The 24,772-nt window shown below is 47.7% G+C and carries 20 protein-coding genes, 1 tRNA gene and 2 pseudogenes; 10 read left to right on the forward strand and 13 right to left on the reverse strand.

Features of this window, described 5'->3' with window-relative positions; all coding sequences use genetic code 11:
• The first annotated feature begins 15 nt into the window (after positions 1-15).
• Positions 16-2,121, forward strand: coding sequence for a peptidase domain-containing ABC transporter (locus ACOJUN_RS09035; protein ID WP_422136308.1), 2,106 nt, complete (start codon positions 16-18; stop codon positions 2,119-2,121).
• On the opposite strand, the gene ACOJUN_RS09040 is transcribed toward ACOJUN_RS09035, so the two are convergent.
• Genes ACOJUN_RS09040 through ACOJUN_RS09050 form a run of 3 tightly spaced genes read right to left on the reverse strand, consistent with a single transcriptional unit; the run spans position 2,085 to position 5,882 of the window.
• On the reverse strand, positions 2,085-3,095 hold the full coding sequence (locus ACOJUN_RS09040) for a M23 family metallopeptidase (RefSeq protein ID WP_422136309.1): 1,011 nt from the start codon (positions 3,093-3,095) through the stop codon (positions 2,085-2,087). The two genes, ACOJUN_RS09035 and ACOJUN_RS09040, sit on opposite strands and share 37 nt — an antisense overlap.
• 3 nt (positions 3,096-3,098) lie before the next feature.
• Positions 3,099-4,550, reverse strand: coding sequence for a hypothetical protein (locus tag ACOJUN_RS09045; RefSeq protein WP_422136310.1), 1,452 nt, complete (start codon positions 4,548-4,550; stop codon positions 3,099-3,101).
• Positions 4,551-4,610: 60 nt separating this feature from the next.
• Positions 4,611-5,882, reverse strand: coding sequence for a TolC family protein (locus ACOJUN_RS09050; RefSeq protein WP_422136311.1), 1,272 nt, complete (start codon positions 5,880-5,882; stop codon positions 4,611-4,613).
• A 217-nt stretch (positions 5,883-6,099) separates the two neighbouring features.
• Here ACOJUN_RS09050 and ACOJUN_RS09055 point away from each other — a divergent pair, with 217 nt between their 5' ends.
• Both ACOJUN_RS09055 and ACOJUN_RS09060 read left to right on the forward strand, forming a co-directional pair.
• On the forward strand, positions 6,100-6,705 hold the full coding sequence (locus tag ACOJUN_RS09055; protein WP_422136312.1) for a hypothetical protein: 606 nt from the start codon (positions 6,100-6,102) through the stop codon (positions 6,703-6,705).
• Entirely contained in the window at positions 6,705-7,985 is a 1,281-nt protein-coding gene (locus ACOJUN_RS09060; protein WP_422136313.1) for an HlyD family type I secretion periplasmic adaptor subunit, read from the forward strand. The genes ACOJUN_RS09055 and ACOJUN_RS09060 overlap by 1 nt, the downstream gene beginning before the upstream one ends.
• Before the next feature lie 521 nt (positions 7,986-8,506).
• On the opposite strand, the gene ACOJUN_RS09065 is transcribed toward ACOJUN_RS09060, so the two are convergent.
• From ACOJUN_RS09065 to hsdR, 7 genes and pseudogenes are all read right to left on the reverse strand, one after another.
• Positions 8,507-9,451 carry an Abi family protein gene (locus ACOJUN_RS09065; RefSeq protein ID WP_422136314.1) on the reverse strand — a complete coding sequence of 315 codons (945 nt, stop codon included), beginning with the start codon at positions 9,449-9,451 and terminating at the stop codon, positions 8,507-8,509.
• An 81-nt stretch (positions 9,452-9,532) separates the two neighbouring features.
• A complete protein-coding gene (locus ACOJUN_RS09070) occupies positions 9,533-9,763 on the reverse strand; it encodes a hypothetical protein (protein ID WP_422136315.1) in 231 nt (76 codons plus the stop codon).
• Between the two features lie 2 nt (positions 9,764-9,765).
• Positions 9,766-11,490 carry a restriction endonuclease subunit S gene (locus ACOJUN_RS09075; protein WP_422136316.1) on the reverse strand — a complete coding sequence of 575 codons (1,725 nt, stop codon included), beginning with the start codon at positions 11,488-11,490 and terminating at the stop codon, positions 9,766-9,768.
• Positions 11,487-12,770: pseudogene (locus ACOJUN_RS09080) on the reverse strand (N-6 DNA methylase); the annotation flags it as partial. The gene ACOJUN_RS09075 and the pseudogene ACOJUN_RS09080, both read right to left, overlap by 4 nt.
• 18 nt (positions 12,771-12,788) lie before the next feature.
• Positions 12,789-13,199, reverse strand: coding sequence for a type I restriction-modification system subunit M N-terminal domain-containing protein (locus ACOJUN_RS09085; RefSeq protein WP_422136317.1), 411 nt, complete (start codon positions 13,197-13,199; stop codon positions 12,789-12,791).
• Entirely contained in the window at positions 13,196-13,564 is a 369-nt protein-coding gene (locus ACOJUN_RS09090) for a hypothetical protein (protein WP_422136318.1), read from the reverse strand. Before ACOJUN_RS09090 ends, ACOJUN_RS09085 begins: the two co-directional genes overlap by 4 nt.
• 12 nt (positions 13,565-13,576) lie before the next feature.
• On the reverse strand, positions 13,577-16,024 hold the full coding sequence (gene hsdR, locus ACOJUN_RS09095; protein ID WP_422136319.1) for an EcoAI/FtnUII family type I restriction enzme subunit R: 2,448 nt from the start codon (positions 16,022-16,024) through the stop codon (positions 13,577-13,579).
• A 209-nt stretch (positions 16,025-16,233) separates the two neighbouring features.
• Between hsdR and ACOJUN_RS09100 the strand changes: the two genes are divergently transcribed.
• The 4 genes from ACOJUN_RS09100 to ACOJUN_RS09115 all read left to right on the forward strand — a co-directional run bounded on the left by ACOJUN_RS09100 (position 16,234) and on the right by ACOJUN_RS09115 (position 18,697).
• Positions 16,234-16,431 (forward strand): type I restriction enzyme endonuclease domain-containing protein, encoded by a 198-nt coding sequence (locus tag ACOJUN_RS09100; RefSeq protein ID WP_422137057.1) that lies wholly within the window; start codon positions 16,234-16,236, stop codon positions 16,429-16,431.
• 736 nt (positions 16,432-17,167) lie between these two features.
• Entirely contained in the window at positions 17,168-18,184 is a 1,017-nt protein-coding gene (locus ACOJUN_RS09105) for a tyrosine-type recombinase/integrase (RefSeq protein ID WP_422136320.1), read from the forward strand.
• Positions 18,185-18,245: 61 nt separating this feature from the next.
• Positions 18,246-18,440 (forward strand): hypothetical protein, encoded by a 195-nt coding sequence (locus ACOJUN_RS09110; RefSeq protein ID WP_422136321.1) that lies wholly within the window; start codon positions 18,246-18,248, stop codon positions 18,438-18,440.
• Positions 18,441-18,448: 8 nt separating this feature from the next.
• Entirely contained in the window at positions 18,449-18,697 is a 249-nt protein-coding gene (locus ACOJUN_RS09115) for a type II toxin-antitoxin system RelE family toxin (protein WP_422136322.1), read from the forward strand.
• Positions 18,698-18,843: 146 nt separating this feature from the next.
• Here ACOJUN_RS09115 and ACOJUN_RS09120 read toward each other — a convergent pair.
• Positions 18,844-19,983 (reverse strand): annotated as a pseudogene (locus ACOJUN_RS09120) (IS3 family transposase).
• A 1-nt stretch (position 19,984) separates the two neighbouring features.
• Here ACOJUN_RS09120 and ACOJUN_RS09125 point away from each other — a divergent pair.
• Both ACOJUN_RS09125 and ACOJUN_RS09130 read left to right on the forward strand, forming a co-directional pair.
• Positions 19,985-21,613, forward strand: a complete 1,629-nt coding sequence (locus ACOJUN_RS09125; protein WP_422136323.1) for a YfjI family protein — start codon at positions 19,985-19,987, stop codon at positions 21,611-21,613.
• Between the two features lie 98 nt (positions 21,614-21,711).
• Positions 21,712-21,948 (forward strand): hypothetical protein, encoded by a 237-nt coding sequence (locus ACOJUN_RS09130; protein WP_422136324.1) that lies wholly within the window; start codon positions 21,712-21,714, stop codon positions 21,946-21,948.
• A 900-nt stretch (positions 21,949-22,848) separates the two neighbouring features.
• Here the strand turns inward: ACOJUN_RS09130 and ACOJUN_RS09135 are convergent.
• Positions 22,849-22,924, reverse strand: a tRNA-Thr gene (locus ACOJUN_RS09135).
• 415 nt (positions 22,925-23,339) lie between these two features.
• Entirely contained in the window at positions 23,340-23,951 is a 612-nt protein-coding gene (gene rhtB, locus ACOJUN_RS09140; RefSeq protein ID WP_422136325.1) for a homoserine/homoserine lactone efflux protein, read from the reverse strand.
• Positions 23,952-24,170: 219 nt separating this feature from the next.
• On the opposite strand from rhtB, the gene ACOJUN_RS09145 reads away from it, so the two are divergent.
• The gene (locus tag ACOJUN_RS09145; RefSeq protein WP_422136326.1) at positions 24,171-24,362 is read left to right on the forward strand and encodes a hypothetical protein; all 192 of its coding nucleotides are present in this window, start codon (positions 24,171-24,173) and stop codon (positions 24,360-24,362) included.
• The last annotated feature ends 410 nt before the right edge of the window (positions 24,363-24,772 follow it).

The raw sequence follows: 24,772 nt of genomic DNA on the forward strand, positions 1-24,772 counted from the left end.
AAAAGAGCGCCTCGTATGCTTAAATTTCACCTCAAAGATTGTTTCCTCAGCGTTTGCCATTATATGGGTGCCGATGTTGTCAGTGAGGATTTAGAGGCGCTCACACGGGAAGGTCAGGAGTTTGATCATTGGCGTCTTAAACAGGCCGCCGCCTACTGTGGCCTGGACATGAGGAAAAAACACAGCGAACTCATTGATATTACAGAAGATGACTTACCCTGCATCATTCAGTTAAAGAAAAAAAAATTCATGACTATCACCGAAATTCGCAACGGTGAGTATTTTGTGGCGTCACGAAAGTACCCTCTGGGGTTATGGCTGTCTTTGTCGCGATTGTCATCGGTTTATACCGGCACGATTTTCTGTTTCAGTGAACACAAGGAAAAAGCCACTGCCAGCAAGCTATTGATGCCTTCCTGGTTTCGCACACAGATGAACGAACTCCGACCTCACTACGCCCAGGTATTGCTGGCGACCGTGGTGGTCAATCTGCTGACTCTGGCGCTACCGTTATTCACCAACATGGTGTTCGATAAACTCATCCCAACCTTTGCTACAGATACGCTCCTGGTTCTGGGGATGGGTATGCTGGTAGTGGTTATCTTTGATTTTGTCTTGCGCTGGCTTCGCACTTATTTTGTCGATGACGCCTGCCGGATTATTGAAAAACGCAGCGAACAGTTCATCATGGGGCGTCTTCTTCAGTTGAAACAAAGTGAACTGCCGGACTCTGCGGGTCGCATTACCCATGCCGTGGAAAATTTTGCCCGGGTTAAGGAATTTCTGTCCGGAACGATAGTGTTATCACTACTGGATGCGCCATTTTTTATTCTGTTTACACTGGTAATAGGATTGATCAGTGGCGTCATGGCACTCATTCCTCTTGGCATTGCGGCCTGTCTGATACCGATTGCGATATACAGTTATCGAAGTACACGACATCGTGCCAGTCAGCTGACCCGGGCCAATAATGCCAAAAGTGCTTTTCTCTATGAAGTCAGCTCAGAGCTGGAAGCGATTAAAACACTCGGTGCAACACGCAAGACTCAGGCGCGCTGGCGAAGTCTGGTAACCCTTTCTGCCTGGGCATCGCAGGCCAGTAAACAGTCTAATGTTTTGCTAAACACGCTGGTGGCAAGTGCCAGCCAGAGTGTGGTCATCGGTATGCTTATTGTGGGTGTATTCCAGATACATAGCGGTAACCTTTCTTCTGGCTCCCTGTTTGCCTGCATTATTCTTGGAAGCAGGGCTGTTGCGCCATTGATGAGTCTGGCCATGGCAGTGAATCGCCTGAGCTTCTCCATCAAGGCGCTAAAAGAGATTAACGAACTGTTAGGTCTGGCAGGAGAGGATGACCTCAACGATAAACTCAATGTTCCAACCCTGAAAGGACTGATTGAATTCGATAAAGTGTCCTATCGATATAAAGCCACAGAACCAGAGATTTTGAAAAATATCAGTCTGAAGATCGAGCCGGGGGAACGAGTCGCGATACTGGGGGCTTCCGGCTCAGGGAAGAGTACGCTCATCCGCATGATTCAGGGACTGGTGGAGCCGACTGAAGGTAATGTTATGATCGACGGTCGCAATCTGCAGCATCTTAACCTGGATCATTACCGCAGCCATTATGCTGTGGCACCGCAGAAGCCTAGTGTGTTCGCCGGAACACTGAAAAGTAACCTGATGCTCGGACAGCGTGCAGCATCTACTAAAAAGCTGGACGAAGCCTGTCATGGGGCTTGTCTGGATGGATTTGTTCAGAAGTGCTCCCGGGGCTACGCCCATGAAATCATGGAACGGGGCGAGAATCTCTCCGGTGGTCAACGACAGGCGCTTTGCCTGGCTCGTGCGCTAGTGCGTCAGAGTCGTTTACTGATCCTTGATGAACCAACCAGTGCCTATGACAATTATAACGAAACACTATTCTGTCAGCGTCTTCCGGGCATCCTGAAGGACGACCAGACACTGATTCTTATCACGCACCGGCAAAACCTGCTGCAATTGGTGGACCGGATTATCGTGATATCCGAAGGTCGTATTATCGGTGACGACAGTCGCAGTCGAGTGCTGAAAGAGCTGAATTATCAGCGGTCAGCAACATCATCAGCACCGACTGCATAATCAAAAGCTCTTTTAATGGGAGGGAGCGAGGTGCGTTTCAGTCTGACTTTTCCCTGCCAGCGACCCGCTTGACCCGGCTGGATAGCCGGATTATTAATGCCGATGTAATAAAATTGCTGTGCCTTGCCTGATTTCAGCTTCGGGAAGGTATGCTGCCTGATCAGTTCGCCATTGGGTGCAACGAAACTTAATGTTACCTGATCACCCATTGACAGCCCGATGAATCGAACCCAAAAAAACAGGCGCGGGTTTTTGTCACCCGAACCGTCATTAAAATTTCCGGTTTCAATCGCCTGGTAGTTGTCCGGGGGGGTATGACTGAAACCATGATCCAACAGCCAACCCGGGAAGTAGACTATCTTGTTGCCTGCGATCCCGAGCCACTGACTGTTGAGGGTATCCCCACATTTGCCTCTGTCCGGTTTTCCTATGAACGGGTCGATCGTCTTATTGTGATGTGTCACCTGAAAATGAACATGGGGAAATTCGGTTAATCCGGACAGGCCGATTTCACCCAGTGGCTGTCCCTGGATAACCCGGTCACCTTTTTTGATGGTCAGACTGTCTTTTTTCAGGTGGCCATAAATTGTGCGCCAGCCGTCCCGATGCTGGATAACAACGGCATTACCCAGACCGATCTGTTTTATTTCCTCACGTCTTGCCGGGTCCAGATAAGTATCTGTAATGCCATCTCGTGTCGCGACAACCTTGCCATTGGCTGCTGCCAGCACAGGAACGCCCTTATCCATTTGAGGCAGGTTGACCAGCCTGATGTCGGTACCAGAGTGGCCGTCATAGGTTTGCTGACGGCACTGGTAGTCGCTGAAGCCAGCAGTGGGGTCATGATCAACATAGTTCTGGATAAAGCAATCAACACCATATCGACAAGCCACCGGGAAAATAAAATCCGGACTCTCGTCAGCCGAAGCGGCCAGACTCCAGACCAGAGCAATGATATGCCGATGAGCTCTCATTGCTCATTTGCCTTTAATTCTGGCTCTTACATCCTTAATTGCTCTGGACATGGAGATGAACATCTTTTCCATTCGTGATTGTCTGATTTGGCTGTCCTGATTATCTTCCTGAACCTTATCGGAAAGTGCCTGTAACTGCTGAGAGACGCCTTTAAGTTCGGTAGCAGAGGCGTCTGTTTTCTGCGAGATGAACGCTTTTAGCTCGGAGACCTGCTCAGTGGTTTTCACATGACTACGCCCCAGCGCTCTCTGCTCATCCAGCAGGGCGTTGACAATCTGAACCAGCCGATGCTTGCTCTCCTGGACGGCCCCCAGTGCTTCTGTGCTGGCATCGGTCTGAGTCGTGAACAACTGTCGTAGTTTTTCTGATTCCTGTAGTTGCAATTGCGTCTGGGCTAACTGATTCGATTGAAGCTCGGCAGAAGTTTCAATATGTTGTTCTGCTCGCAGTAAGGATTCAGACAGCTGAGAGGTCTCAGTCTTCAGCTCAAGGTGGTTATTTTTGAGTAAAGCGATCAGGCTTTGCCACTGTCTGTCATTTGCAGACTGAATGCTGATTTTCTTCAGAGTATTGGCGATGGTGCCGAGCTGGGTGGTAATCTGCTCCAGTTGCCCGTTTCCCAGGACTGGAGTGGCGGTGGTTGCAGCCGCTCCACCATTAGAATTTCTCTCAACTGTGTGCTCAGCCAGCCAGTTTTCCATGGCAGAGGTGAAGTAATGGCCAGCCTTGTCGAGACTGAGCAGAAAAATACCCAGTACCAACGAAGTGCTCAGTCCCATAAGGGAAGAACCGAAGGCGGTGCTCATTCCGCCAAGAGGTCCTTCCAGACCCCTGATCAGCTTGATCAGGGTTTCCATAATATCTCCACCATCTAGCCCACCCGCCAGATCAGACAGGATGCCCCCGATGGAGCCAATGGTGATGGTCAGACCGAGGAAAGTTCCAAGTAGCCCGATAAAAACCAGAAGATCGGTGAAGTAGCGAATGAAGGCGGACTTTTCACTCATACTGTCTTGCAGGGAGTCTATCAGGGCCCGTGTTGCAGGGGCCGAGAGTCGGATAACACCCAGAGATGCCACGTTGTTTTTGAGCAGGGTGACGGTTGGCCCCATCAGGTGCATCTTCAAGGGTACGGGTTCATTCTGCTCTTGCTTGTTGTTATCTCTTTGGTCGTTCTTATTGTCCAGATCGTCTTTGCTTTGAAACAGGATCTCATCCAGTTTGGCAACCACCAGAACATCATCTTTGAGTTGAAACACATAAAGGAAACAGAGCACCGAACCGATTATGAACACCGATAAAATCGTACCGTTCAGGGGCAGGTTCGACATAAGTGCCGTGATAAAAAAATCCCTGGAAAAATACACCAGAATCAGACTGGCTACGACGACAAACTGCATTCGCCTTATGAAGCTCACTATTCTTTTCGGGTCGGCAATATGCAGCTCAGACATGTCCTTATTATCCTGTTTTGTCCGTGTTGCCCGTTGTTTTCTCGCTTTTCTTCTGAAGCATCATTCCGATTCGTCTGCCAGACTTCGTACAGTATTGATGACATCGTTCAGGTAATAACGGATTCTCAGCGTGCTTTTGTAATACTCAAACCGGAACACGGCACTCTGGACTCTGCTGTTGTGGTAATCCCCCTGGGCTGTGGTGATGTCCAGCAGGGTCTTTTCACCCAATTCAAATTCTTTGTAATAGAGATCGACAATTTCACGGTTGGTTTCCAGTGCTTCTTTATTGACGGCCTTCTCATCTTTTAACTTCAACATCGCGCTGTAAGCTTCCTCTGCCTCTTTTTCCAGTGCCAGTGTAGCCTCTCGTAACTGATGATTAGCCCGCATCACTTTGGCATTGTTTTCATCAACATTGCTTCGGGCCTTGAAGCCGTCCCAGATGTCATAACTCATTGTGATACCGGCAGCCTGTGTGGTTGACCATTTCCCGTTGGTATCCAGAGAATTTTCCCTGTTGGTTTCAATTTTCAGGTTAAATTTGGGATAAAGATCGGAACGGGCTTTGTCTCGATTTTCTTTGGCGAACTCAATGTTTTTTTTGAGAGACTGGATCTGATAACTCCGGGTTGTTGCAAATTCGACCAGTTCCTTCGGGGTTTGCTTGATTACCAGTCCGTCCATTGAAGGAATTGTCAGGTTTTCTGGCTCAATGTTCGTCAGGCTTTTAAAGGTTTTACGGGCAAACGTCAGGTCCGTCTGATACTGGATCAACTCAAGCTGGGCATTCTGGCTCAGACTGGTCAGACGCTGAACATCAGATTTGCTGGACGCGCCTGTCTGATTTCGAGTTTCAAGGATGCCCAGAAAACGATCGTAAAAGGCTATATTCTCCTTGATATAGCCGATCACCTCCTCGAGTTTCAGTATCTCCAGAAAGGTGTTTGAGGTGAGCAGCACGAGCTGCTCACGCCCGTTATCAAGATCCTGTTGGTAGGAATTCAGCTTGTATTTTCTGGCGCTGATCTGGTTGGAAATCCGGCCAAAGTCGTATACAACCTGATTAAGTGTTACGGATGATTTGCGTTTTTGCTGCCAGTTACTGTCTGAATTGTTGCTCTTGCCACTTTCTAACTGAAGGGTAATCTTCGGGTGGTAGTCGGCATAACTCTTGTCCAGTTGTGCCTTTCCAACCTCAACCGTAGACTCCAGAGACTTCAGGGTCGGGTTAATCGCCAGTGCTTTGTTAACCGCTTCAGGTAACGATAAAGCACTCACCGGGGAGAGAAACAGTAATGAACTCACTCCAAGCAGACTTTTTAGTTTCATAAAATTTGATCCTGCCTGTCCTGTTTTTTTTGCTGCTTACCCGCGTTTTCAAAATGACTCTACACGTCTCAGAGTCTTATTCGGCTCACAAGACGAAAACTGCAAAGGATGGTTCCTTTTTACATTCAGCTTTGGGTTGACGGTTATTAAGAAACAGATCAGACAGGCGATAGATAGTCAGACAATATCCTTCCCGCACACCTGCTACTGGAGCACCATGGCTAAAAAAGTTGAAAGCAACCCATGGCCCGGATTTGTGGATGCTCTGTCGACCACTCTGCTGGTCTTTGTTTTCCTGGTTGTTGTGTTGGTTATGGTCGTTTCTGCGCTGAGTGTTCAGGTGGGGTTTGATATTGCGCAATCATCAATTGAAGCTGAACACGCGGCAGCCGGTTCAACCGAAGGGCAGGAAGCGGGTCAGCAGGCTTCGGTGGAAGCGGATATTGAGAAAGAAATCGTTTCTGAAGCCCTGAGTGTTAATTTAGAGAGCCAGGTATCCACAGAGATAAAAAGTAAACTCATTCGTATAAAGTACGAGGATTTCAATTCACGGCTTTCTGAAGCCGCAAACAAAGAGCTGCAAGACTGGGTTCAGGCAAACATGGATGATTTTCAGGGTAAAACGATCCATGTTATCAGTTTGCTCAATAGCAGAAGTCTGGCAAAAACGGTTTCTTACGAAATTGCCTTCAATCGAATCTCTCAAGTTCGAAAAATTCTTCTTGATGCAGGTATGTCCGCTGAATTTATCAAGATCAGACTTGACGAATCCGGTACAGAGCAAAGAAACCAGGTGGTTATCAGGGTGTTGGAGAGCGAATAATGATGAAGCCGCTGTTAACCCGAATGCGGTTTCGTTCGATTTCCCGCTATTCCGTTATTTTCACCATCACTTTTATTGTCCTGTGTTTTCTGGTTTGGTCAGCCATTGTCGAAATAGACGTGGTTGTCAAAAGTCATGGCCGGGTGACTACTTTCAGCAATAACCGTGTAGTTGAGCATCTCGAAGGCGGTATTCTCACCGAATTGCACGTGACAGAAGGGCAACGGATTCACAAAGACATGGTGTTGTTTTCGGTGATGAATCCTTCTCTGACCGAAAATATCAGCATTTTGAACCAGAGACTCATAGGGCTGACCGCAAAAGCGCAACGATTGTATGCGGAAATGACGGGTAAAGAACTGATCACTGCCAGTAAAAAAACGGCTCGAAATAACGAGCACTACCTTAACGAACACGAGTTGTATAAAAAACGTGCCAGAAAGCTCAGCGAACAAATCTCCATTGTTCGGCAACAGATTAGCAAAGAGGAAGCCCAGCTATCTGAGCTTGACCAGGTCATTAAGGATATGAAAAACGAGCGGGCAGTCGCTCAGAAGCAGTTAGATATATTGACGACGCTTCTCAGAGAGGGTGCTGGTTCGATTCATAATCAACTGGAAAAAAAGATGGTGTTGCTGAAAATCGAGACCAGAATCAACCAGTCAACGAAGCAGATTCCGGTCATTAATGCCAACCTGTCTGAGCTGCGCTTAAAGAAAACCAAGCTGATGACGGATTTTCGTGAAGAGGCACAGCACAATTACAACAAGGTCCGATTAGAAATTACCCAGATTCAGGCACAGATTCGTTCTTCCAGTGAACGGGAGATCCGTAAAAAAGTGGCAGCACCGGTTACGGGTACCTTGCATACCCTGCATGTCAATACTATCGGCGAGGTTGTCTCACCGGGTTCGATATTGGCGGAGATAGTCCCGGATGGCGTTCCCCTGATGGTCGAAGCCATGGTGGCCCCACATGACAGAGCCAGAGTCTGGCCCGGTCAGTCGGTAAATGTTCGGGTTTCTGCTTACGATTACACGACTTATGGTTCTCTAAAGGGCAAGGTTCTGGAGGTGAGTGCTGACACCTATTTAGATAGTGTCACGGCCAAGCATTACTATAAAGCGATGATTGAGACGGAAAGCTCAGGGTTTGGTGAAAATAATCAGTTGATTCCCGGCATGACCGTTGAACTAAATATTCTGGCAGGCAAACGCACGCTGCTCGGTTATTTACTGGGGCCCTTGTCTGAATCCATTGAATTTACTGCGACATTGTAATTCAAATTGTGTAAATACTCGTGGCTGTCATCAGGATATCATTAGACCACTTCACTCCTCTACTTCTTATTCTGAGTAAAGTAAAGGCTAGGCTTTGTTTTACACTAAGTCCAATTGAGCAGAAATAAGTTAATTGGACACGATAGATCAGTGACTTAGCGTCGTGCTGTGGTCTGTCCGGAAAGTACACTTAACTTGACACAAGCCGGTTCAACCATCCTTTGTCTATAATATTTGCACGCTCTGTTGCAGGCTGTAATGCTACAACGTCCCAACGGAGGTGTGACGGGGCAATTAGCACCAGAGATACCGGCAGGGCTTCACACCTTCAACCCAATAAAACTCTTGCTTTTGGTGGTAATTGGGCTGACGTACAACATCTGGTATTTTTGAATGAGTATTGAAAGAAACTTAACATTTTGAATGATTTTAAGTTGACTTACCCACCTGATGAGCTAGTATTTCGGGTAACACGGCCCCCGCCTCTTCGTTGCTTGCAACCTACGCGGGGGTTCTTATTTTTACCTTCCTATAAGTCCTTTCCACCCATCCTGTAGCCCGATATCGTTTATTGACACCTTCCTGTCGGACTTGATTTCAGGGAATTCATCCAACTGCTGTATAAGTCTGTCGTGCCATTTCGTGGCAGGGCAAATAATACTCAACAGGTGAGCAACAATGTTGATCAGCAGAAAGGGTTTGGATATCAGTTCATTCTTTCCAAGGTAATGGTCACACCAGCTAATCTCACCCGGAGCGGGTAATTTCGGCTGATCAATCACATTGCGATTCCAAAGGCGGCTGTGGTGAGCGCAGAGATTACGAAGGTAGTTCAACGAGCGTAACCAACTGGAAAATACCTTGAAGTCTGTCACCCCATACTTTGAGGAAATTTTCCTTTGATCAGGCACTTTCATCATCGAAAACAGCTGCGACATGGCCCCGAAGTCCCAGACCTCTATAGCAACCCAAATGGGTAAGTCTGCACCATGATTGTGACGATAATGCTTAACGAAATCTTCCTTTGATCGTTTCAGCAGATTTTCATATTTTTTCAGCCAGTTAGCATGTCGCTTATTTTTTCCTGCAAACGTCGGATGAAACTGGTCAATATTCTTGTAAGCGTAGGTATCTCGCTCACCGAGCAAATAAGCGATATCGACCCTCAAAGCCACTTCAATCCGTTCAAGTGCATCCAGCATCAATTGCCGTAAGTTCTTATCAAAAATATAGAGATTCACGGCATCAGAAAAGTGTGTGTTTGCAACAAACTCGTTTTCTTTAACCACTTGGAAATTTGGCTGAATGCGAAAGACCCGGAATGGATAGAGGTAGGCACTCAGCCGGTAATAACCAATGCGCTGGAGATGATTAAGTGCAGCAGTTTTGTCTGAAACCACCAGATTACGGGAGACCAACAAATCCAGTTGTTGCTGGAAAGTTTTCCAGGGACGTTCGTAAACCATTGAACCTCAGTATTTATGCCTGATTTTTTATTTGGCAACCTGCCAGCGTGTTATTCACTAACAGGATACTATAGTGACCTGCTAGATCCTGCACCAACATAAAATATCAATATCAAGTGACTTTAATCCCTTATATCCCAAGCCCGTTTGAGCACCCTGACGAACGATCAGCAAGCAGTCGGGGTTCAGAATGGATATATCTTGAAATACCTGCTCTTCAAGCTGGTTTTCGTTATCCAATGGAGCAGTGGGCAGGTTTTGCCCATTTTCCAGATGCCTTGTTGTATTGCCATACTGAGTTCCTTGCCTCACTGTCAGGCGACTGCTTGTTCGACCATTGCATTGGCCAGTTGTAACTGGGTGGTTTGAGTTTGGTGGATTTGGGATTTTAGGGTGTTGCAAAACCCCATCAACTCATTAACTTTTGAAACGATGCGACTTTTCTCTTTCGCAGGTGGTATTGCAACTAAACACCCTCTGAGTTGTGTTTTGTTGATGGATGCTAGGTTGGTAGTTTGTTTACTGGAACCTGCAAAATAAGCCCTTGCGAACGGAGCATTAAGATACATTTCAATCCAGTCTTCGCTCTGTTCCTTGAGGAAGATTCGGGCTTTGAAGACATGGTTCTGATGAGCGACATAAGGTAGCTCTCCAGACCAAACCGATGTACGACCTACTTTGTCCCAATCACCACCTTCAGTAATGAGCAAGTCTCTGGGGATAACTTCGTATTTTTCCTTTTCCTCGATTGGAATTTCAACTTCCTTTATCACAGTTAGATCAAGCGCACTACGCTGCACATTAGCAACTCGCAAATACGGAACAGAAATCAGGTTTCTTCCAGCTAGCTTGCGACCCTTGGTGATACCACTTTGAATATCCACGATATCCTCAAGCTGAGCAAACACCCAACCAGCGGGCAGATTAAAGGGCTTTTCTTCATCGGTAATCACTGGCAACGGTTTCTGCTTCTTAATCTTCTTGTCTTTCACTAACTGCGCTTTCTCAGCCGCAATTTTTTCCAACAGTACTGAAGCCGGTTCATCTTCCGGATTCTGCGGCACCAGCCTGCCCATTACCGCCAGTTGCAGAACGGTTTGTTTAAGCTGGTCAACGCTGTGGTCGGTGGTGAACAGGGTGTCGAAATTCTCGGCAATTCTGGCCCAGTTTTCAGCCACTTCATCGGCAGTAGTGCTGTTGGTTAAGGTGGCTAGCAGTTCTTCCACCAAGGTTTGGTGGGCGGTGATGCTGTTGGTTTGTTGTTGTTCCAGTTGGTCGCATAAAGTCATTAGTTCGTTGACTTTTGCTGTTATACGAATGAACTCCGCTTCTGGGGGAAAAGCAAAAAGAATTGTATTCATCTTTGCTTGATTCATCTTGGGTTGAGCAGTACCAGTAACATAAGATTCCAGTGAAATAGCATTGATAAAAAGTCCAAGATATATCAAAAATTCTTCTGTTATACCGTCCAGTACATGGGCATGGTTGTTTACCCAATACTTACCATAAGCCATAAATGCAATGGGAGTTGATCGATTGATTAGGTTTGCACCATCCTCCCCAATTAGCAAAAGCGGCTTATCAAACAAGTAGCCATCAATTGAATCAATCACCCCGGAAGCACCGTAATAATCATACTTTCCTTGGCGGCTTCTGCGTTGACTAACAGATAACGGCACCCGTTCGGCATCGCGGTTAAACGTCACATCGCCAAACCTAACCCAAACCCATCCTTCCGGCAGTACAAAAGGTTTTTCCTTATCGGTAATAGGTGGAACAGGCTTCTGTTTTTTAATCTTCTTTGTTTTGAGTAACTGTGCTTTCTCAGCCGCAATCCGCTCCAACAAAACCGAAGCCGGTTCATCGTTCGAGTTCTGCGGCACAAGCTTTCCCCGAACCGCCAGCTCCAGAATCAGCTCCCGCAATTTCTTAATGCCATGCAAATCCAGCTTGCTGCTACTGCCTCGGCCGGACGCACTTTTGGTTGTGTGAGCACTGCCCCAGAGGTCAAAGTTTTCGCTAACGGCGTTTAACATCATTTGACTCCCTTCTCAGTGTTACCAGTTAGGGCTTGTGCCAAAATTTCTTTCAGCTGACGGCGGGTTTCTGCCATTTCCTTCTGCTGAGCAGCGTACTGGCTCAACAGCTCATCCGGGTCATGACTGACTTGTTCGCCGATATGAGGGTTGTCGATATCGAGGTTGTAGATTGGCCAGTAGATGGCATCGGCTGCTTTCTTTTCCGTGTCGGCTTTTGCCTTGAGTGTTTTGGCTTCCTGGGTTTGCTGCCAGATCTGTTCGTTCAGGGCTGCTTTTTTGCTGACAACAGAGACGGTTTTCAGATCTTCTTTTAGCTGCTTAACGCTGGATTCCAGCCGGTTGGCCTGTTGCTTGTAGTCGGCTTCTTTATCTCTGTGTGGCTGTGCCTTTTTTTCGGCTTCAGCTTTGATGGTTTTGAAGTCTATTTTCCAGGCAAACTCACTCTGTTCCCGGCTGGCAAAACCATCCGCTTCGTTGCCCCACCATACTTGCTCAGCTTTGAACTCTTCCACCCGCATGGGCCGGGTTTTGCTGTAGTTCTTGTAACCTTCCGGATAAGGGTGTTGGTAAAACCAGATGGTTTCTGTTGGTTGCCCCTTGGTAAAAAACAGCAGGTTGGTTTTAATGCCGGTGTAGGGATTAAACACACCATTGGGTAAACGGACAATGGTGTGCAGGTTGCACTCTTCCAGCAGCTTTTCTTTCAGCTTCGATTTGGTGCCTTCGCCAAACAGGAAGCCATCCGGCAAGACCACAGCAGCACGACCATTCTCTTTGAGCAGGCGAATAAATAACGCCATGAACAAATCAGCCGTTTCTCTGGTTCGGATATTGGCCGGGAAGTTTTTTTCTATCCCTTCTTCTTCTGTGCCCCCAAAAGGCGGATTGGCCACAATCACGTCTACCCGTTCATCTTTTTTCCAGTCAGTTAATGGGCGGGAAAGGGTGTTGTCGTGACGTATCTGGCTGGGCACTTCAATGCCGTGCAGTATCATATTGGTGGTAGCGAGCAGGTGAGGAAGAGGCTTTTTCTCTACACCGTATATGCTGCACTGTAGCTTCTGTTCATCGGCGGGCACTTTAACGTAATGCTTACGCTTATGCTCAATCGTGCAGGTCAAAAAGCCGCCAGTTCCACAAGCGGGGTCCATGACTTTTTCATTCAGTTTTGGATCGATCTGGCTCACCATAAACTCGGTAACGGCACGGGGGGTGTAGAATTCCCCTGCGTTACCGGCACTTTGCAGATCTTTGAGGATTTGTTCATAGATATCCCCAAAGGCGTGACGTTCCTGTGCCTAGTTAAAGTCGATGCTTTCCTGAATTTTATTAATGACCTGTCGGATCAGCTGGCCTGACTTCATGTAGTTGTAGGCATCTTCAAATACACTGCGAATCACGAAGGCTCGTTGATCATCACCCTTTGGTTGAAGGGTTTGTAATTCCGGAAACAGCTCATTGTCGATAAACTTTTTAAGCTTGTCACCGGTAATGCCTGCAGGGTCTGCGGCCCAGTTCCGCCAGCGCAATTCTTCCGGAATAGGTGATTCATAGTGTTCTTTGAACAGCTCCCACTCGTGCTCCCGGTCGTCAAAGATTTTCAGAAAAAGCAACCAGACCAGCTGACCAATACGCTGGGCATCACCGTCTACCCCTACGTCCTGGCGCATAAGATCCTGAATGGATTTGATCGTACTCGTGATACTCATTGGTCTTCAGAAATTTCCCAGTAAACGGCCTGATGGCTGACTTCGGACAGGTGAAACCAGCTTGTTGCAACCAGGTTAAATAAAACGAACGCCCGTCCTTCATTGATGTAGTCTTCATCAATCAAATAACAGGCTTTGAGCTGTCTGTCGGAGAAGGCGATAGAGCTATCCCACCCCTTGAAAGCGTAGCCATTAAGGGCTTCCAGTAACTCAGGGTAATGCTGTAGTAAGTCGGCAATAGTATGCCACTTCGACTCACGGTAAAAGCTGTCAGCAGGCTGGGTTCGTAGTTTGCTGACAATATCGTCGCTGGTAAGCAGTGAATCAAGGAATGCTTTAAACGATGGATGTTTAACATTTGTCATTGCATCAAGGTACTACCTATCCAAATAATACAGTTGCGCTTCCAGTTCTTTAAACGCCTTCTGGTACTGAGACTTGCCACCAAACGCTCTTACCAATTCTATTGGCGCACCTATCTGGCTAAATGCCTGATCTGTCAGAATAGTCATATCTTCCACTGGCTCGATGCCCACATCGGCGTATTTGTCGAGTAATGTTTCCAGCACCTGACGAGCTACCCCTTCGTATTGGCTGAAATAGTTTCGCTTCTTCACATTATTGGCACGCTCCCGTCGAGTGAGGGCTGGCCGGTCAAATGCAATGTGACAGATCAAGTCAAACGGGTCCAATTCTGTTCCCAGTTTCTCGCCGACATTATCTTGTAACTCCTGCCAGAAAACACCCAGTTCTGTCAGTTCATCAATTATGGCTTTTTTCTTGTCGGCAGCGGACCACTTGCGGAGGAAATCATCCATGCTGGCATACTGCTTTACGACACACTGTTTGGTGTAATCGTGCATGGATTCGGTGACCAGTTTGCCGCTGACATCCAGATGCTGAACTCGATATTTGGTGACTTTAAACGCCTGCCCTTTGACATGGTACTTGATGCGGGGTGACTCCGGCGGTGGTTCAGGGTCGCCTTCATCGCTCCCTCCGGGTGGTATGGGTTCTGGCTCAGGTTCCGGTGTTATTTCGCTGGGTGGATCAGTGATGATCGGCGGATCTTCCTCTATTCCTCCTCCGCCACCTTCTCCTTCGGGATTTTCAGGTTCATCCTCTGGCGGGATAATGGGCTCACCTGGCTTAGGCTTGAATATCTGTACCGGCTCGCCATCGAAGTCTTTGTCGGCAAAACGTTCAGTGGCTTTTTTAAAGTCCATGATAGTGAACCAGTGTTTGCCGTGATCTTCATCAATACGGGTGCCACGACCAATGATTTGCTTGAATTCAGTCATGGATTGGATGCTCTGATCGAGAACAATCAGCTTGCATGTTTTGGCATCCACACCGGTCGTCATCAACTTGCTTGTCGTGGTGATGACCGGATAAGTGGATTCGGGGTCAATGAAGTTATCCAGCTCATCCTTGCCTTCTTCGTTATCACCGGTAATCCGCATCACATACTTGCGGTTCTCTTTCACCCGATCCGGGTTCAAATTCACCAGTGCTTCCCGCATGCGTTCAGCATGATCGATGTCGTCACAGAAAACGATGGTCTTCTGAAACTCATCGGTTTTCTGCAAATACTCAGTAACCTTCAGCGCTACCAGTTGGGTTCGCTCGTCAAAGACAATGTTTCTGTCCATATCCCGCTGGTTGAATATGCGGTCTTCAATCAGGTTGCCATACTTATCGATCTGTCCTTTTTGTGGTCGCCAGCCTTCAAGATCAATATCGAAATCAAATCGGATGACTTTGTATGGTGCCAGGAAGCCATCTTCAATCCCTTGTTTTAGAGAATAGGTATAAACAGGTTCACCAAAGTAATGGATATTGGAGACTTCCTTCGTCTCTTTTGGGGTGGCGGTTAAACCAACGTGTGTTGCAGAGGAAAAGTATTCCAGAATTTCTCGCCATGCAGAGTCTTCACGGGCGCTACCACGATGGCATTCGTCTATGACAATCAGGTCAAAGAAATCAGGATCAAACTGTTTATAGATGTTTTTTTCTTCTTCATTGCCTGAAACGGCCTGATAGAGCGACAGATATATCTCAAACGCTTTGTTGACCTGGCGCTTTTCAATTTTGGTCATCGCTGGGCCAAAGGGTTTGAAGTCGTTGGACTTGGTTTGGTCCACAAGAATATTGCGGTCGGCAAGAAACAGAATGCGCTTCTTCTTTTCAGATTTCCAGAGCCGCCAGATGATCTGGAAAGCGGTATAGGTCTTCCCGGTTCCAGTTGCCATGACCAGTAGAACTCGATTCTGGCCTTTGGCAATGGCTTCAATAGTGCGGTTAATAGCGTTTGCCTGGTAGTAGCGCGGAGTGCGCCCGGAACCATCATCGAAATAAGGGTAATTGACGGTTTTTTGAGCTGGCTCGTCTAATTCTTTTGCCTGGCAGTAGCGACTCCATAGCTCACCAGGCGAAGGGAATTCATTAAGGGACAACTCTGTTTGGGTTTGATCTGCATTACCCGTGCGGTCGTAAAATTTGAAGCCATCTCCATTACTGGAGAACACAAAGGGAATATCAAGTGCTTCTGCATAGCTCAGGGCTTGCTGCATTCCGGAGCCCATGCTGTGCTTGTTATCTTTGGCCTCGATGACCGCTATGGGTTGGTTTTTCTGATGATAGTGGATGTAGTCTGCCCGACGTTTTTTACCTCGGGCATGGAGCTTACCGCGAACGATGATGCGGCCTGCGGTAAAGGTTACTTCCTCTCTTACTTGAGTTTGGATATCCCATCCGGCCTTTTCGATGGCTGGGGTGATGTATTTGGTACATATATCACGTTCGGATAGTTCTTTTTTGTTCACCTCTCAGATCCTGTCACGTCAAGACCTCCCAAACTGCAATGAATCGCCACGAAAATAAGCCTGAATATGAGCGAAAAGCTTGAATAGTGGGATCATTGTACAAGTGATAATAAAGAGAATGGGAGTGGCAAAGTTTGATAAAAAATGAACTGTATGTACGTCGACTTCTTGGTGTTTGGTGCTGGCATCTAGTGTTGAGATCGGGCTGGATGCAGGTTCGCTTTCCAGACTGGAGCAACCTGAATAATCTCAAATCAGTTCTGGGGGTTCAGCTGATCATGCTGCTTCAAAAAAATAGCTATCCTCCGGTTGTTTTTAATGAAGTGTATCAGGGTGTGTTTGAGCAGTTAAGGCATTTTAAGACGTATAGAGTGGGTTGGGTATATGTGATAGAAGGCACTGGATAACCTTCCCCTAATCTAGTGTTGACCTATTCCGACGGAAAGAGGGCGCATTAGCAGGCGCAAAAGCTCAGAAAGCAAAAAGCCCGTAGTGTTCACTAACGCTACGGGCTTTGCTATATATGGTGCCGGCACCAAGAGTCGAACTCGGGACCCACTGATTACAAGGTACGTTAGTACTAATTCCGTACCATTCCACATAATTCCTTATCTTGCTTGTAACCCTTTGTTTACTGGGTTTATTATTTCCGTACGATTTCAGACTGTACTATAGTTTTCCTCTACAGTCCGACAGAAACGGGGACCAAAGTGGGGACCAAAAATACAAATATTCACATTTGCTTTACAGGGACCAAACACGGAGTAAGTCAGTATGGCTAGATTGTCAGACCTGCAATTGAAAAAGCTTTAGGGAAAAGTAAGCGAGCCTATAGGCAGTCGTGGTGATGGCACTCTTTTCTTTAAGCGCAGAGATTGCGGCACCATCGAGGCATACTACCGTTACAGGGATCAAGGGAAGGAATCACTAATCAAGATAGGTCAATACAAACTCACCAGAGACGGGCACGGTTACACACTGGCAGAGTGTAGGGACAGAGCACAGGAGTTCGCCACCATTCGACGTGAGCAAGGCAGTGACCTTAAAGCCCACCTTGAAGATCAGGCGAACAGACGCAAACAAGCAAAAGCAGAGCAGGCCCGGCAGGATCAGTTAGACGCAGCAAAAGGCACACTGTCTGATTTGATCGAAGCTTATCTAGCCAATCTTCATAGGCAGGGTAAGCCTACCGCTAAGGATGCCCGGTACATGCTTGAAAAGTACGTTACCAAGGCTTACCCACTACTGGCAGAAAAGAAAGTGCACCAGGTTGTAATAGAGGACATATCGGAAGTTCTTCGACAGATGATTAAGGACGGACTCACCACCAGCGTTAACCGTACCAGAAGCTTTTTACATGCTGCCTTTGCTTTCGGCTTGAAGGCAGACCATGATCCACGGCACCAGCTGGAACACGGTAGCCGCTTCCACCTGCAGCATAACCCTGTATCCGCGATTCCCAGACAGGCAGACTTTGAAAAGACCAGAGATAGAACTCTGAGCATTGAGGAAGTTAATTCCCTGTGGCATGAGGTTATGAACGTCAACAAGCTGGGTAGAATTATCGGGTTGTTTATTCGTTTCATGCTGGCTACTGGAGGGCAGAGACCAAAGCAGCTACTGGCTTCTGGCTGGGATCGTTACGACACCTTCAGAAAAACCCTGTTAGTTGATGACACTAAAGGCAGGGGAGGTAATCGGGAGCATTTAATACCACTGACAGATAGAGCATTGGCAATCATTGAAGAAGTCCGAGAGTTGACCGCCGATTATCCTTGGCCTTTTGCTACCAACCACAACGCACCCATAAGACTTGATAGCCTGTCTACTGCCTTTACCCGCTACTGTGATGCTCTGGAAGCTGAAGCCAAGGCAGCAGGCACACCAACACCTGAACGATTCACAGCCAAGGATATTCGACGGACGGCTCACTATCTTATGGTGGATGCCGGTTTAACCAGAGAGCAAAGAAATCTGTTACAGAATCACGCCCAAACAGGCATAGATACCAGGCATTACAACCGACACGACCAGTTACCAGAGAAGCGGGAAGCGATCCGCAAGTATGACGCTTGGCTCTCAAAGATCATCGACGGAAAGGCTAGCAAGCTGGTGGATCTTGACCAGTACCGGCAGTCCACCAGCAGCGTTAAAAAATAGGGAATACGTAAAACGGACAGATCCAAAAAGTACCATTTAATCAATTACCGGAGATAACACCATGCCAGCACAACCAAAGCCACAATACATAACCGATGACCAGGGCAACCGGGTATCTGTCGTTCTGCCTTTGGATCAGTACCAGGAACTGATAGAAGACCTTGAAGACCTTGCGACAGTGGCAGAGCGCCGAGACGAGGAAACCGTATCACACGAGGAGCTTATCAAGTCCCTGAAGGCAGCCGACAAGCTATGAGCCGGTTCGTGTTGAGCTGGAAGAAATCAGCACAGAAGGAACTCAGAAAGCTACCCAAGGCAACAGTAATAAAGCTGGTGGCCTTGGCTGAATCGCTGGTGAATGATCCACACCCGGACGGATGCCGCAAGCTGTCAGGCACAGAACACACCTACCGGGTAAGGTCTGGTGATTATCGGATTGTGTACCAAGTACATAACGCTCAGCTAATCATTGAAGTGGTGAGGGTAGGCCACCGGAAAGAAGTCTACCGATAAGAACGACGCGGGCCCGAGCCTGTAACAGAATAGCCAGTCTAGGGTAGCTCCCGAAAAGGCGGATAACCCACCCGCCCTGACTGGCTGACTTAACTGTGGGGGATCGCTGGGGGCAGTGTAGTGGTCAAGTAAAAACGGACACCTGATTAAGCTGCTTTTTTCAATTTTTGCTTCTCGAAGTCTACTGGAATCATATAGTCCAGATAGGAATGCAATCTGTTATTGTTGTAGAACAAAATGTAATCAATAACATGTGCCTCTACTTCTGCCCGAGTATCATAAATATAATGATCCGTTCTTTCCCTTTTCAGGCTGCCAAAGAACCGCTCCATCACAGAGTTATCCCAGCAATTACCCTTGCGACTCATACTACAGACCATCCCATACTCCCTGAGTTGATTCTGATACTCCAGAGACGCGTACTGGCTGCCACGATCTGAATGGTGCATCACACCATCTCCAGGCTTTCTGCCCCAGTAAGCCATTCTCAAAGCTTCCAGGGGCAGCTCTGTCGTCATACGGTTACTCATCGACCAACCGACGACTTTCCGCGAAAACAGATCAACGACAGCCGCCAGATAAACCCAGCCTTCACGAGTCCAGAGGTAGCTGATATCAGCTACGTATACTCTGTCGGGTGCTGAAACTGAAAACTCACGATTCAAAAGGTTTGCCGCCACTGGCAGTTTGTGTTTGCTGTTGGTTGTCACCTTGAATTTTTTGACCACCCGAACCCGCAGGCCAAGCCGTTGCATCAGGGTTTTGGCCTGATAACGCCCTATGCTGTAACCTTTTTCCATAAGAGTCACCTGATTGAGCAAAAATCTCTCGGGCATCTGCCTCCAGGCGAAACATCTCCGGGTCAATCTGTTGATTTTTTGCCTGTTGTTTATTCCATTCGTAGAAACTACTGCGACTAACTTTTAGTGCTTTGCATAGCGTTACGACAGGATAGGCCTTCCTCTCCCGCTGTATGAAGGCGTATCTTACAGCTGGTCTTTCGCAAAGAAGGCCATGGCTTTTTTTAAGATTTCCTGTTCCATTTTCAGCTGTTTGTTTTCAGCTTCAAGCTCTTTGATTCTCTGCTGTTCAGTCGTCAGGGCCTGATGGCCTTTGCCGGGGAAAGCCAGCTCTTTCTTCTCTTCACTGAGTCGAACCCAACGACGGAGGTTAGTCGCACAAATTCCTAGACTTCTGGCGACTGCTGTAGGCGACTGAGCATGTTCAGTAACCAGTTTTACAGCTTTGAGTTTGAATTCCTGAGAATAATGTTTTCGCGTTGCCATTATGAACCTCGTTACTGGTTGCACTATTGTGCTTAACGAGGTGTCCGGTGTCATTAGACCACTTCACTACAGCATGGCGCTGTGTGACCAGACACACCCAAACATTAAAGTAGTTCGGCCTGAAGCCATACAGGAAGAAATCAGGCAGAGTGGTTTAGACAGTGGGAGCAGGCCCGCTATTGATTGGCCGGAACTGCTACCCGTTCAGGAGATTACACCGGATATGCTCCCCCCGGAGCTTTCCGGCTGGCTGGTGGACACGGTAGAGCGAATGGACAATGCCCCCTTTGAATATGCCGCTGTTGCTGCTGTAACTGCCCTGGGGAGTCTGATCGGTCGAAAGGTTAGTGTGAAACCAAAGCAGTATGACGACTGGGCAATCATTCCTAATCTGTGGGGCTGCTGTATTGGCAGGCCAAGCCAGAAAAAGACACCTGTCATCAAAGACACTACCAAGCCATTAACCCGGCTGGAGGCTGAAGCCAGAGCAGAGCACAAGGAAGACCTGAAGCGTTACCAGGCGCAAGAGAAAATAAACCAGATGGCAACCAGGGAAGCAGAGCGACAGGCACAGGCACTGGTAAAGAAAAAGGATCTACAGGCCGCTGAAGCCCTGTTGATGGATGACAGCAGCGACCCGGAGAAGCCCGCCAGCCGCCGTTACATCGTCAATGACGCCACTGTAGAGAAACTGGGTATATTGCTGTCTGAAAATCCATGGGGGTTGCTACTGTTTCGTGATGAGCTGGCCGGATGGATAGCAGGGCTCAACCGGGACGACCAACAACAGGACCGGGCTTTCTGGCTGGAAGCGTTCAACGGCGATGGAACATACAGCTATGACCGTGTAACCCGTGACGATGTTTACATAACCTCTAACACAGTGTCATTGCTTGGAGGGATTCAACCGGGGCGATTACTGCCACTGTTGATGACCCAGAGAGACGGGAGCGGGGACGATGGACTTGTAGAACGTTTTCAGCTGCTGGTGTATCCAGATAAACGATCATTCAGGCTGACCGACAGGAGCCCGGACAAGGCATTGAAGGAACAGGCATATCAGGTATTTCGAAGGCTGGATAACATCCCATACCAACCAGAGGAAGAGGACAGGCCCGCTATCCGATTTGATGATCAGGCACAAGCAGTGTTTAACCGCTGGTACTCTGATCTGATGACCCGGATCAGTGGCGAAGGTGTCAGCCTGCAGATGGAAAGCCACCTCGGTAAGTATCCGTCTTTAATGCCAGCACTGGCCCTTGTGTTTCATGTTATCAGCAACGGGGCAACAGGCCGGATCAGCAAGGCATCAGTTGAAATGGCTATCCGCTGGTGCGATGTATTGGAGACTCACGCCAGACGGGTTTATGCCTTGGCCGACGATCCATTAGCCGGGGCCCGGATACTGGCGGACCGTATAGGGCAGTTGCCGCAACCCTTCAAAATGGCAGACCTTGAGCGTAGAAGGTGGATAGGGCTGCAGGAGAAGCGGGACCGAGAACAGGCTGTAAAGTGGTTAGAACTACATGGCTATATTGTGCGGGAAGAGTCAAAAGGCCGGGGCCGTCCTTCAGTCACTTTTCATATAAACCCGGCTTGCTTGGTAGAAGAAGAAAAAAACGAAAAATAGCAGGGGTAGGTATCAGTAAAAACCAGTAAAAAGACTTTTTACCCCTTTTTACTGACCCCTACCCTACATGATTTCTGTTTTTTTTCAGGAGAACGACCATGCTAATCAATGCTGAAAACAGGTTCGTTGCTAACCAGTGGATGATAATAAATTGGGTAGCTGAATACCTGAGTGTGCCGACAACCCACGTGAAGATAACCAGGCTACTTAACTCTGAACTGGGGTTGCTCATTACAGGGCAATACAGAAAGGTGAATAGCCAGCAGTGGGAGCCCTTCCAGCCAATGACCCGGATACATAGTCAGCAGCCGAACAAGAAAAATCTGCAGAGTTAGAAACAGGGCGCTAACCACCACAGGTGATAGCGGGAAGTACCGCTATCAATCCTGCCTCACCTGGGAGCTTATGAGAATTTACTGAGGGTGGTTGTTGTTTAGTTGTTACTGATAACCGATTGGGCCTGAAGATAAAAAAAGAACTGATAGAACAACCAGACGGCCACCAACCCCCAAACTGTGCAGATTCGCATAGTTTCAACGGGACCCTGACCAGATCGGCATAGCCACGGGGGAACGGATGCGCGGGAATTGGCAAAATTCCTGTGTTCTATGGTCGTCAGCAGCAGCTCTATCAAGCCCTTGCTTCTACTGGCCTGAGAGCTGGCGAAGCTGACGACAGGGAAGGGGGGGGGTAAGAAAATCTCTAAAGCTTTATAGGATAGTGACCGTCGCCCCAGGTAGATTTTTATGTGTACAAAATTAAAAAATCCGATTTGGTGATTTGTGAGTAATGCAGAGCGGGAATTCCCGCTTAGGTTATGAATTCGTCAGGGTCCTTTCTGGTCTAATTGCTGCGGGTGCGAAAGGTCGCGGTGTTTTCAGTTTGCGTGGCTCTGCTTTAGGCCGGTTCCGTTTCCGCTTTGTTAAATGTGGAAATTCCCGTAATTACAAGCTTGCTTGTCTATCCAGAAGCGGAAACGGGTAGCAGTCTTTCACACCCGCAGCAATTAGGTCAGAAAGGACCCGGACCAGTCTGGGGTAACTGCAGATGTGGACTGCCTGTTTTTAATATTTCTGAATACCGACAGGAGAGAGCGAAGATAGGCTGATAAATATCGGTTTCATTCCCATGTAATGCCGCTACAGTCCGACAGAAACGGGGACCAATATGGGGACCAAATCGACAGATAGAAAAAAGCCCGTAGTGTTCACTAACGCTACGGGCTTTGCTGTATATGGTGCCGGCACCAAGAGTCGAACTCGGGACCCACTGATTACAAGTCAGTTGCTCTACCAACTGAGCTATACCGGCAAAGAACGAGGTGCATAATATGTATGAGCAGGTTCTTTGTCAATAACACCGGGTACAAAAAACAGACCCTGCGGTCTGCTTTTTGTACGATCCTTGTGAAACCTCTTCCTGCTCTGAAACGAGCATCCTGCTATCCTGGTCTTTCCTGACCACTTCAGGCGTCCTGCCTCAATTTACTTCCCATCTGAATGCTGACTTCAAAGCTTCCTGCTTTGTCCGCTTCCTGCGGTATTCAAGTCTTCCTGAGTATCCCGAGGCGTCCTGCCTGAAGTAATCCTTGTCAGCTAAAGTCTTCCTGACTTTACGAACGTCCTGTTCCCTGCTGACGATTCCTATTATCCATGGCTAGGTATTTTCCGAAACCGGAGGTTTCCCCTTCCTTTTGTGAGACATTGGCCATAGTGCGTTGGAACAGTTATCGCTGACTGGCAGCCAGAAGCCCGCCGCAGGTTATAAACATTGAGCCAAACAGTCGGTTTTGCAGCTTCCCGTATTTTTTCAGAAATGGCATCAGCTTTAGGGCGAAGCTGGCGTAACCCAGCATGACCAGGCTATCAACCAGGATCATAGTGATTCCCATAATCAGGTATTGGGGCCAGAGTGTCAGAGCAGGATCAATAAACTGCGGCAGGAAAGCCGCCTGAAAAACAATGGCCTTGGGGTTAGTCAGATTCACCAGAATGGCACTGGCAAAGGATTTTTTCTTGCTGGTGCGGATTTGGCTTTCGACCGAAAACTCATTGGGTGCTTCACGCCATTTCATGATGCCCAGGAAAATCAGGTAAAGAGCGCCTGTCCACTTGATCAGGGTAAACAGTGTCTCTGAGGCTGCAAGGATGGCCCCAAGACCGGCAGCGACGACAATCAGAAATATAATCAGAGCGACCTGGAGTCCCATGATGGATGGCAGGGTCCGGATCAGCCCTGAGCGAATGGCGTTGGCCATGGTATTAACCGCACCGGCTCCCGGCGTTAAGCTGATAATGATGGTTGCGGCCAGAAAAGTCAGCCAGGTATTAAGTTCCATTGAAGATTCCAGGTTAGAAAGCCAAGTCTTTCTAGAGTAGGCCCGATGGTTTTTAATCGATGAAAGCTTAAAGCCGTGCAAGAGTAAATAGTCACATCCCGATAGTAAAAGATATATATGGACCAATAGGCCACAGACAAGAGGCAAAGTGATGAGAATTGAACCGTTCAGCTTCGTAAAAAGAAAGCGGCTAACCCGGACTTGAAAGAGCGAATCGTCTTGAAACCAAATGGCAAGGTTTACATCATTGAATCCTTTGAGAATAGAGAGCGCAGGCAAGAAGCTATCGCACTGCTGAAGCTATTGTCTTTCGGTGCTAAAGATGAGTCAGAGGGCAAAACACTATCCGGTGATCAGGTGCTGAATAATATCAGGGCAAAGTATCTGAACAATGCCTGTTATCTAACCTGAGTCCTGTCAGCCCTTTATGAAGCTGATGATAGAACCCAAAGCGACCAGACACCCTGAAAACCTGTGACATTGGCCTCTTTTGAAAGCAGGTCGCCATTACAACTGCATCTTCATTGGAGGCTTAAGACGATTAGCTACTGAAGAAAAGCGATAGCGCGGCTCTGTCAGTGGCAGTTTCAGGTTTCTACGGTGATTAACATTCTTTTTAAAATATTGGGATGAATCGCGATCACATACCTACGAAAAAGGCCGGATAGCATAGTCAGCATCTATCAGAGTGAACGACATTTGTCTTTTGCGAGAACTCAGCAAAGCACTCTGTAAAACTCACCAACGGGAATCTTCTAAAAATTTCAAGAGAGCCAAAATCGAGCTCAGTTCATCAGTAACACCTTCTACTGCTGATTTCC

It is taken from the genome of Endozoicomonas sp. ALD040 (genome assembly GCF_049275945.1).
GTDB lineage: Bacteria > Pseudomonadota > Gammaproteobacteria > Pseudomonadales > Endozoicomonadaceae > Endozoicomonas_A.

Coding starts and splice junctions, on each gene's coding strand:
- ACOJUN_RS09035 (WP_422136308.1), top strand. CDS start 16: ATGCTTAAATTTCACCTCAAAGATTGTTTCCTCAGCGTTTGCCATTAT.
- ACOJUN_RS09040 (WP_422136309.1), bottom strand. CDS start 3,095: ATGAGAGCTCATCGGCATATCATTGCTCTGGTCTGGAGTCTGGCCGCT.
- ACOJUN_RS09045 (WP_422136310.1), bottom strand. CDS start 4,550: ATGTCTGAGCTGCATATTGCCGACCCGAAAAGAATAGTGAGCTTCATA.
- ACOJUN_RS09050 (WP_422136311.1), bottom strand. CDS start 5,882: ATGAAACTAAAAAGTCTGCTTGGAGTGAGTTCATTACTGTTTCTCTCC.
- ACOJUN_RS09055 (WP_422136312.1), top strand. CDS start 6,100: ATGGCTAAAAAAGTTGAAAGCAACCCATGGCCCGGATTTGTGGATGCT.
- ACOJUN_RS09060 (WP_422136313.1), top strand. CDS start 6,705: ATGATGAAGCCGCTGTTAACCCGAATGCGGTTTCGTTCGATTTCCCGC.
- ACOJUN_RS09065 (WP_422136314.1), bottom strand. CDS start 9,451: ATGGTTTACGAACGTCCCTGGAAAACTTTCCAGCAACAACTGGATTTG.
- ACOJUN_RS09075 (WP_422136316.1), bottom strand. CDS start 11,490: ATGATGTTAAACGCCGTTAGCGAAAACTTTGACCTCTGGGGCAGTGCT.
- ACOJUN_RS09085 (WP_422136317.1), bottom strand. CDS start 13,199: ATGAGTATCACGAGTACGATCAAATCCATTCAGGATCTTATGCGCCAG.
- ACOJUN_RS09090 (WP_422136318.1), bottom strand. CDS start 13,564: ATGACAAATGTTAAACATCCATCGTTTAAAGCATTCCTTGATTCACTG.
- ACOJUN_RS09100 (WP_422137057.1), top strand. CDS start 16,234: ATGCAGGTTCGCTTTCCAGACTGGAGCAACCTGAATAATCTCAAATCA.
- ACOJUN_RS09110 (WP_422136321.1), top strand. CDS start 18,246: ATGCCAGCACAACCAAAGCCACAATACATAACCGATGACCAGGGCAAC.
- ACOJUN_RS09125 (WP_422136323.1), top strand. CDS start 19,985: ATGAACCTCGTTACTGGTTGCACTATTGTGCTTAACGAGGTGTCCGGT.
- ACOJUN_RS09130 (WP_422136324.1), top strand. CDS start 21,712: ATGCTAATCAATGCTGAAAACAGGTTCGTTGCTAACCAGTGGATGATA.
- rhtB (WP_422136325.1), bottom strand. CDS start 23,951: ATGGAACTTAATACCTGGCTGACTTTTCTGGCCGCAACCATCATTATC.